This is a genomic window from Luteitalea sp. (assembly GCF_044337415.1).
Classification (GTDB): Bacteria; Acidobacteriota; Vicinamibacteria; order Vicinamibacterales; family Vicinamibacteraceae; genus Luteitalea.
On the sequence record NZ_JBIINP010000182.1, the window covers coordinates 1 to 7821 of the forward strand.

The window sequence follows — 7821 nt, forward strand, 5'->3', positions numbered from 1 at the left end:
GTCGACATCGCCTCGCACCAGGCCGACCAGTTCCTCTATTTCACGGGCTCGACGAAGGCCGAGGTGGTCGCGTCGCAGGCCGGCAACGTGCACACGCCGCAGTACCCGAAGTTCCAGGACTTCGGCGACATGATGCTGCGCGGCAACGGCGGCACCGGCTACGTGCGCGTCGACTGGTTCACGCCCGACGGGCTGCCGACGTGGGGCGACGGCCGGCTGGTGGTCCTCGGCACCGAGGGCTTCATCGAGATCCGGAAGAACGTCGACATCGTGGGCCGCCCTGGCCCGAGCCACCTGTTCCTCTCCGATCAGAAGGAGACGAAGTACATCGACACCATGAACGTCGAGCTGCCCTACGGACGGCAGATCGTGAGCGATGTGCTCGACCGCACCGATACGGCGATGCCGCAGGACCACTGCTTCCTCGCGATGCAGCTCGTGCTCGAAGCCCAGGCCAAGGCGCAATCGCCCGTGATGAAGGGATGACCCGATGAGTGCCACCCGTCCTCCGCACGCCTCGCGCCGGCAGTTCCTCACGCGCACCGCCGCGGCTGCCACGGCCCTCGCCTCTGGAGTCTCGTCCGCCGACGCACGCGGCGCGACGGTGGACGGCTTCCCCGCCATCGTGCCCGCGTCCGTGCTCGGCGCGCAGGCGCCCAGCAAGCAGATCACGGTGGGGGCGATCGGCGTCGGGCGCATCTCGCGCGTCCACGACATGCCGGGCATCTGGAAGCACGCGCAGGCCCGCATCGTGGCGGCGTGCGACCTCGACGCCCGGCGCGTGGAGGATGCGAAGACGCTGGTCAACGGGCAGTACACCAAGCTGACGGGCAAGCCATACGACGGCGTCACCGGCTACGCGGACTACCGCGAGCTGCTGGCCAACCGCGACATCGACGCCGTGGTGATCAGCACGCCGGACCACTGGCACGCGGCGATCGCGATCGCGGCCGCGCGCGCCGGCAAGCACATCTACCTGCAGAAGCCGGCCTCTCTCACGATCGCGGAAGGCCGGGCGCTCAGCAACGAGGTGCACAAGTCGGGCATCACGTTCCAGATCGGCAGCCAGCAGCGGTCGGGCGTGCAGTTCCATCGCGCGTGCGAGTTGGTGCGCAACGGGCGCATCGGGCAGGTGAAGACGGTGCAGATCGGGCTGCCCGGCGATCCCTCAGGCAAGGACGAGCCCGAGATGCCGGTGCCCGCGCACTTCAACTACGACATGTGGCTCGGCTCGACGCCGAAGGTGTACTACACCGAGAACCGCGTGCACCCGCAGGTCGGCTACGACCGGCCAGGCTGGCTGCGCTGCGAGCAGTTCGGCGCGGGCATGATCACGGGCTGGGGCGCGCACCATCTCGACACCGCGCACTGGGGCATGGGCACCGAGCACACCGGGCCGGTGGAGGTGTGGGGCAAGGCGGAGTTCCCGAAGACGGGGCTGTGGAACGTACACGGCCCGTTCCGCACCGAGGCGCGCTACGCCAACGGCGTGCACATGATCGTGAGCGGCGACTTCCCCAACGGCATCCGTTTCGAGGGGACCGAGGGCTGGATCTTCGTCTCGCGCGGCAACGAGTCGGTCACGTCGAGCGACCCCGGCGCCAAGCTGAAGGACGCGCAGGCCCTGGCCGCGAGCGATCCGCGCATCCTCGACTCGGTGATCGGCCCCGACGGCATCCACCTCTACGAGAGCCGCGACCACCACGGCAACTGGCTCGAGTGCATCCGCACGGGTCGGCAGGTGATCGCGCCGGTCGAGATTGCGCACCGCTCGTGCAGCGCGTGCCTGCTCCACCACATCGCGATGAAGCTGCCGCGCCGGCTGCAGTGGGACCCGCTGCACGAGCGCTTCGTCAACGACGACGAGGCCAATTCGATGCTGTCGCGCCCGCAGCGCACGCCGTACGGGCTGCCGACGTAGGCCTTAGGCCTTGGGGTTGGGGGCTTGGGGCTCGGGGGCTTGGGAAGCATGCTCTCTGAGTCTTGAGTCTTGAGCCTTGAGCCCTGAGCCTTCTTGAGCCTCCGCGTCTTGAACCTGGTCTCCCCCGCGGGCGATGAACCACCAGAGCCGCCAGTCACGCCACTGGACCGCCCGAGCCACCCGTCCGTGAGATTGCTGGCCCTCTCTCGCTGTCGGGGCGCGAAGCTGCGCCGATGCGGGCGCTCCGTCGGTGGATCGTCGTATTGGCCATCGTCGTATTGGCCAGTGTGCTCGGCGCCCTGTCGCAACCGGCCGACGCCGCGATGGCCACCGCACCGCCACCAGTGGCCGCCGCCACCCTGTCGCGGCCGCCCGTCATCGACGGCACAGTGGGAGAGGCCGAATGGGAGGGCGCCTCTGACGTCGCGCTGGGCTTCCAGGTGCTCCCCGGCGACAACGCGTCGCCTTCGGAGCGCACACGGGTGCGCGTCGCCTACGACCGCGACCACCTCTACCTCGCCTTCACCGCCAGCGACTCGGCCCCCGAGCTGATCCGGGGAACGGTGCGCCGCCGAGACTATGTGTACGCCGATGATTACGTCGGCATCTACCTCGACACCTTCGACGACCGGCGCCGCGCCTACGTCTTCTACATCAACCCGCTCGGCGTGCAGGCCGACGGCATCATTGCCGGGGGCACGCTCGCCGACGCCTCCGAGGTGGCCGACCTGACATGGGACGGCGTGTTCCAGTCCCGCGGTCGCCTCACGTCGTCGGGCTACGAGATCGAGGCCGCCATCCCCTTCCGCACCCTGCGTTACCGGATCGGACCGGGCGTGGCGTGGGGACTGCACGTGCAGCGCTGGATCGCGCGCAAGGCCGAACGAGTCCACTGGCAGCCGATCTCGCGCGACCGTGCCGAACTGCTGCCACAGATGGGGGCGCTCACCGGCCTTCGAGACATCGGCGCCCAGCGGACGCTCGACGTGATGCCTGCGGTGACCGCCGCCCGGGTCGAGGCGCCAGCCCCGGACGCGGCGGGACAGACGTCGTCACTGCGCGCGTCGACCAGTGGCCAACTCGGCGTCTCTGGCACATACACGCTGACGCCGAGCCTGACGGTGTCGGGCACGGTCAATCCCGACTTCTCGCAAGTCGAGGCCGATGTGCCGCAGATCGACGTCAACCAACGCTTCGCGCTCTTCTACCCGGAACGACGGCCGTTCTTCCTCGAAGGCGGCGAGATCTTCACGTCGGCCGGGCTCCGCACGTTCGTCAACACACGCCAGATCGTCGACCCGGACTGGGGCGCCAAGCTGTCGGGCAAGATCGGGCGGCAACAGGTGGGGGTGCTCGTGGCCTCCGACCGTGCGCCGGGTGCGGTGGCCACCCCTGGCGACCCGGGGTTCGGCGAGTCGGCCCTGTTTCTGATTGGCCGGGTACGGCGCGACGTCCTCCAGAACTCCCGCCTCGGCGCGTTCCTCACAGCGGACCTTCGCGGGCACCTCGAATACCGTGCTGGCCGCTGATGGCGATCTGCGCCTCGGCGCAACCGACACGATCGGCTTCCAGATCGGCGCCTCGCGTACGGCTGCGGACGACGGTGCCCGATCGAGCGGGACGACGAGCTACCTCTGGTGGGAACACCGGGGCCGCCACCTTCGGCTGTTCAACCGCGCGTATCACACGTCGCCCGACTACGACCCGCAGGCCGGCTTCCAGCGCCGGACGGGCACATACGGACTCTCAGGCAACTACGGCTACGAGTTCCAGGCCGCTGCCCCCACGTGGTGGGTGAGCGCTCGCCCCTTCATCGTGCCCCAGTGGATCGCGACCTGGGACGGGCACATCGACGAATCCTACGTGGACCCTGGTGTCGACGTCCGATTCGCCCGCGACATCACGACCTATGTCTACTGGTCGTGGAGCCAGGACTTCTTCGCGGACCGCACGCTCCCGAGCCAGAGCCTGAATGCGATCGTGACCGTGGACAGCTTCCGGTGGATACGGAGCCGCACGAGGCTGCGCCTCGGAGAAGGCCCGATCTTCGACCAGGTCGACCCTCGGATCGGCTCCCGTCGCTCGATCGAACAGGAGATCACGGTGCAGGCGGGACCGCGCCTGTCGTCGTCGATGCTCCTGCTGGTCGATCGCGTCCGCGACGGCAACGGCCTGGGCGTAGTGCGGCAGGACCTCCTCCGCAGCCGGACGACCTATCAGTTCACGCGCACACACAGCACGCGGGCCATCGTGGATGTCGACACGGCGCGCCGCCGGGTCGGGACGAGCCTGCTCTACGCCTGGGAACCCCGACCCAACACGGCGGTGTATGTGGGCTACAACGACTTGCGTGTCCGGGCGCCTGGGGTCGACGCCCCCGCACCGAGTGGTCGGCTGTCGGGAACCTGGTTCCTCAAGGTCGCCTACGGGTACCGGTGGACAGGTGCAACCGCCTCCGAGAGCCACGAGGTTGACGGGGCTACTGGTGCGGCTGTGCCGCGCACTCGATGAACTGAGGCGCCCTTCGGCCGACGACCACCCGCAGGCGAGGCGGTGGCCACGAGCACGGCCCTGAACGTCGTGACGTCGACCTCCCTCGAGTCGATGTCGATCGCCCGGGGCGCCCCACCCGCGTCGCCTAGGGGTTCGCCCGGCGCTGCCGCATGTCGCGCAGCACCGCATCGATGCCGCGCTTGGTGATGATCCGGATGCCGCGTGCGCTCACGCACATCCGCACCCAGCGGCCTTCGGACTCGACCCAGAAGCGCTTCATCTGGAGATTGGGCTCGAACCGGCGGTTCGTCTTGTTGTTGGCATGCGAGACGTTCCGACCGAACGCCACTCGCTTGCCGGTGACTTCGCAGACCTTCGACATCGGTCCTCCTCGCGCGAACCGGCCACGGTCGCGCACACCACCGGGATCACCAGCTCGACTTGGTCACGCCAGGAATCTCGCCGTTCAGCGCGCGCTCGCGGAACACCAGACGCGACAGCTGGAACTTCCGCAGAAACGCACGGGGGCGACCTGTCACGGCACATCGGTTCTTGAGGCGCACCGGACTGCTGTTGCGCGGGAGCGCCTGGAGAGCCTGGCGGGCTTCGGCCCGCTCGTCGGGCGACAGCCCGGGATCGATGGCGCGCGCCTTGAGCTCCGCGCGCCGCGTGGCGTAGCGCGCCACGAGCACGAGCCGGTGTGCCTGCCGGGCGATCTTGGCGTTGGTGCCCATGCGTCCTCCTGTACGGGTTAGAGCTTGCCTTCTCGATACAGCACGTGCTTCCGGGCGACGGGGTCGTACTTCCGTAGCTCGAGCTTGGCCGTCTTCGTCTTCAGGTTCTTGGTCGTGGAGTAGAAGTGTCCGGTGCCCGCCGTCGACACGAGCTTGACGATCGTTCGCATGGCGACCACGATGCCGTACGCCCGAGGCTCAGGCTCCACCTTTCCAACGAACGGTTCGAGAGGTCCCCCGGGTGGTCACGTGGAGCGGTCGATGCTCCGAGACGGCCACCAGCCAGAACGATCACAGCGCGTGATCGTGCGCAGTCGGCAGCGACTCGCCCGGGTCGCGCCCGCAGCGCACGCCATACGGGCTGCCGACGTAGGCCTTGGGGCTGGGGGCTTGGGGCTCGGAAAGCATGCTCTCTGAGCCTTGAGCCCTGAGCCCTGAGCCTTCTTGAGTATCGAGCCCGTCAGTGCACGGGGCGCACGCCGTCCTCGGGCGTGGCCTGGGCCTCGACGATCTCCCAGGCCGGGAACGGGTCGTCGTCGGTCCAGGCGCTGGCGCCCTGCGCCGCTTCGAGGTCGCTGAGCAGGCACGCGTCGAGCGCAGCCGTGATGGCGGTCTCGTCCATGTCCTGGCCGATGAACACCAGTTCCTGTCGGCGGTCGCCGAACCCGTCCTGCCAGTCGCGCATGATCTCGCGCACGGCGTCGGGATCGGTTGGCCATTCCGGCGTCGGCGTGTCGGCCCACCAGGTGCCGGCCGCCTCGTACGCGCACGCACCTCCCGCCTGCGACCACTGCAGGGCGACGCGCGGCCGCGACGCCAGCCAGAAGAAGCCCTTCGACCGCAGCACGCCGGGCCACTCGCCGTGCAGGCACCGCCAGAAGCGTCCCGGATGGAAGGGACGGCGAGCCCGGTACACGAAGCTGCTGATCCCGTACTCGTCGACCTCGGAGGACTCCTCGCCGCGCAGCACCGCGAGCCAACCAGGCGCGCGGCCGGCCCGCTCGAAGTCGAATCGGCCCGTGTCGAGCACCTCGTCGAGTGGCACGTGCCCGCGGGTCGCGCGCAGGATCCTTGCCGCCGGGTTGAGGTGCCGCAGGATCGCCTCGAGCGACTCGACTTCCTCGAGCGTCGCGCGATCGACCTTGTTGATGACGATCACGTCGGCGAACTCCACCTGGTCCACGAGCAGGTCGACCACGGTGCGCTGGTCGTCCTCGCCGAGCGCGAGTCCGCGGGCCTGAAGGTCTTCGGCCCTGGCCCAGTCGTTCATGAACGCGCCAGCGTCGACCACGGTGACCATCGTGTCGAGACGCGCCACCGACGACAGGCTGTCGCCCTCCTCGTCGGTGAACGTGAAGGTCTCGGCCACCGGCATCGGCTCGGCAATGCCGGTGGACTCCACCAGCAGGTAGTCGAACGCGCCCTGGCGCGCGAGGGCCGCCACTTCGATGAGGAGGTCCTCCCTCAGCGTGCAGCAGATGCAGCCGTTGGTGAGTTCCACGATGCGCTCGTCGACACGACTGAGCGCGGCCGCGCCGTCACGCACCAGCGCCGCGTCGACATTGACCTCGCTCATGTCGTTGACGATCACGGCCACCCGCAGGCCCTGGCGATTCGCCAACACGTGGTTGAGCAGCGTGGTCTTGCCGGCGCCGAGGAATCCGGAGAGGACGGTGACGGGCAGGCGGGTATCCGTTGGCATGCGGCAGGGTGCGGCGTACCTCGTGCCTGTCGGAGTCGCTTTCCACGAACGGTCACGGGCGCCGGTCGAGCGCGCGGGTTCCGGCCACGAAGCGTCCGAAGGCCGGGTGAGTCAGGCGACTGGTCGGGGCCACCGCCGGCCCGGCGGGCTACGCCACGAGTTCTTCTCCGGTGGCAGTCGCGGCGGCAGACGTTGCCGCGGGTGCAGGCACGCCTCGTGCCGACAGGAGGCGCAAGCCATTGAGCGTGACCACGATGGTCGCTCCCGTGTCGGCCGCCACGGCCATCCACAGCGTGGCGTGTCCGGTCGCCGCAAGCACGACGAACGCCAGCTTCGCGCCGACGGCAATCCACACGTTCTGCTGCACCACGGCGAGCGCACGACGTGCGTGCGCGAGGATCCAGGGCACGCGCCGCAGGTCGTCGGCGGCGATCACGATGTCGGCCGTCTCGAGGGCGGCGTCAGTGCTGCGCGGCCCCATCGCGATGCCCACGGCAGCCGCGGCCATCGCCGGCGTGTCGTTGACGCCGTCGCCGACCATCGCCACGCGCACCCCTCCCGTGGACAGTTCCCGGATGGCGGCCTCCTTTTCGTCGGGAAGCAGGCCCGCGCGGACATCGTCGAGGCCGAGCGTACGGGCGACGAGCGTGGCCGCTCGGTGGTTGTCGCCGGTCAGCAGGCACTGGCGCGTCACGCCGACGCGCCGGAGCGCCTCCACGGTGGCGCGCGCGTCGTCTCTGGGCGCGTCTCGCAGGCCCACCAGTGCCCAGACCGACGTCTCGTCGCCGCACAGGACCACCGTGAGCCCCTGCGCCTCCAGCGCGGCCACCCTCGTATCGACGACGGCCGTCTCCACGTGATGGCGCCGGGCGAGGCGAGCGCTGCCAATCCAGAAGACCTGGCCATCGACGACCCCCTCGGCGCCCGCTCCGGGGATCGCCTGGACATCGGCGGCCGCGGGCGTCTCGATG

8 protein-coding genes and 1 pseudogene are annotated in these 7821 nt (G+C 69.5%); 4 read left to right on the forward strand and 5 right to left on the reverse strand.

Features of this window, described 5'->3' with window-relative positions; all coding sequences use genetic code 11:
- The 4 genes and pseudogenes from ACIRDX_RS18295 to ACIRDX_RS18310 all read left to right on the forward strand — a co-directional run.
- A pseudogene (locus ACIRDX_RS18295) lies at positions 1-486 on the forward strand (gfo/Idh/MocA family oxidoreductase); the annotation flags it as partial.
- 4 nt (positions 487-490) lie between these two features.
- On the forward strand, positions 491-1921 hold the full coding sequence (locus ACIRDX_RS18300; protein WP_396626876.1) for a Gfo/Idh/MocA family protein: 1431 nt from the start codon (positions 491-493) through the stop codon (positions 1919-1921).
- A 233-nt stretch (positions 1922-2154) separates the two neighbouring features.
- Positions 2155-3450 (forward strand): sugar-binding protein, encoded by a 1296-nt coding sequence (locus ACIRDX_RS18305; protein ID WP_396626877.1) that lies wholly within the window; start codon positions 2155-2157, stop codon positions 3448-3450.
- On the forward strand, positions 3437-4432 hold the full coding sequence (locus ACIRDX_RS18310; protein ID WP_396626878.1) for a hypothetical protein: 996 nt from the start codon (positions 3437-3439) through the stop codon (positions 4430-4432). Before ACIRDX_RS18305 ends, ACIRDX_RS18310 begins: the two co-directional genes overlap by 14 nt.
- A 127-nt stretch (positions 4433-4559) precedes the next feature.
- Here ACIRDX_RS18310 and rpmB read toward each other — a convergent pair whose 3' ends face one another.
- From rpmB to ACIRDX_RS18335, 5 genes are all read right to left on the reverse strand, one after another.
- On the reverse strand, positions 4560-4796 hold the full coding sequence (gene rpmB / locus ACIRDX_RS18315; protein WP_396626879.1) for a 50S ribosomal protein L28: 237 nt from the start codon (positions 4794-4796) through the stop codon (positions 4560-4562).
- Positions 4797-4842: 46 nt separating this feature from the next.
- Entirely contained in the window at positions 4843-5148 is a 306-nt protein-coding gene (gene rpsN / locus ACIRDX_RS18320) for a 30S ribosomal protein S14 (RefSeq protein WP_396626880.1), read from the reverse strand.
- A 17-nt stretch (positions 5149-5165) separates the two neighbouring features.
- Positions 5166-5318, reverse strand: coding sequence for a 50S ribosomal protein L33 (gene rpmG, locus ACIRDX_RS18325; protein WP_396626881.1), 153 nt, complete (start codon positions 5316-5318; stop codon positions 5166-5168).
- 290 nt (positions 5319-5608) lie between these two features.
- Positions 5609-6850, reverse strand: a complete 1242-nt coding sequence (gene zigA / locus ACIRDX_RS18330) for a zinc metallochaperone GTPase ZigA (protein WP_396626882.1) — start codon at positions 6848-6850, stop codon at positions 5609-5611.
- A gap of 148 nt (positions 6851-6998) precedes the next feature.
- A partial coding sequence (locus tag ACIRDX_RS18335; protein ID WP_396626883.1) for an HAD-IC family P-type ATPase occupies positions 6999-7821 on the reverse strand: 823 nt, incomplete at its 5' end.

Excerpts from the sequence above, each read along its gene's own strand:
- ACIRDX_RS18300 (WP_396626876.1), top strand. The coding sequence starts at position 491 with ATGAGTGCCACCCGTCCTCCGCACGCCTCGCGCCGGCAGTTCCTCACG.
- ACIRDX_RS18305 (WP_396626877.1), top strand. The coding sequence starts at position 2,155 with ATGCGGGCGCTCCGTCGGTGGATCGTCGTATTGGCCATCGTCGTATTG.
- rpmB (WP_396626879.1), bottom strand. The coding sequence starts at position 4,796 with ATGTCGAAGGTCTGCGAAGTCACCGGCAAGCGAGTGGCGTTCGGTCGG.
- rpsN (WP_396626880.1), bottom strand. The coding sequence starts at position 5,148 with ATGGGCACCAACGCCAAGATCGCCCGGCAGGCACACCGGCTCGTGCTC.
- rpmG (WP_396626881.1), bottom strand. The coding sequence starts at position 5,318 with ATGCGAACGATCGTCAAGCTCGTGTCGACGGCGGGCACCGGACACTTC.
- zigA (WP_396626882.1), bottom strand. The coding sequence starts at position 6,850 with ATGCCAACGGATACCCGCCTGCCCGTCACCGTCCTCTCCGGATTCCTC.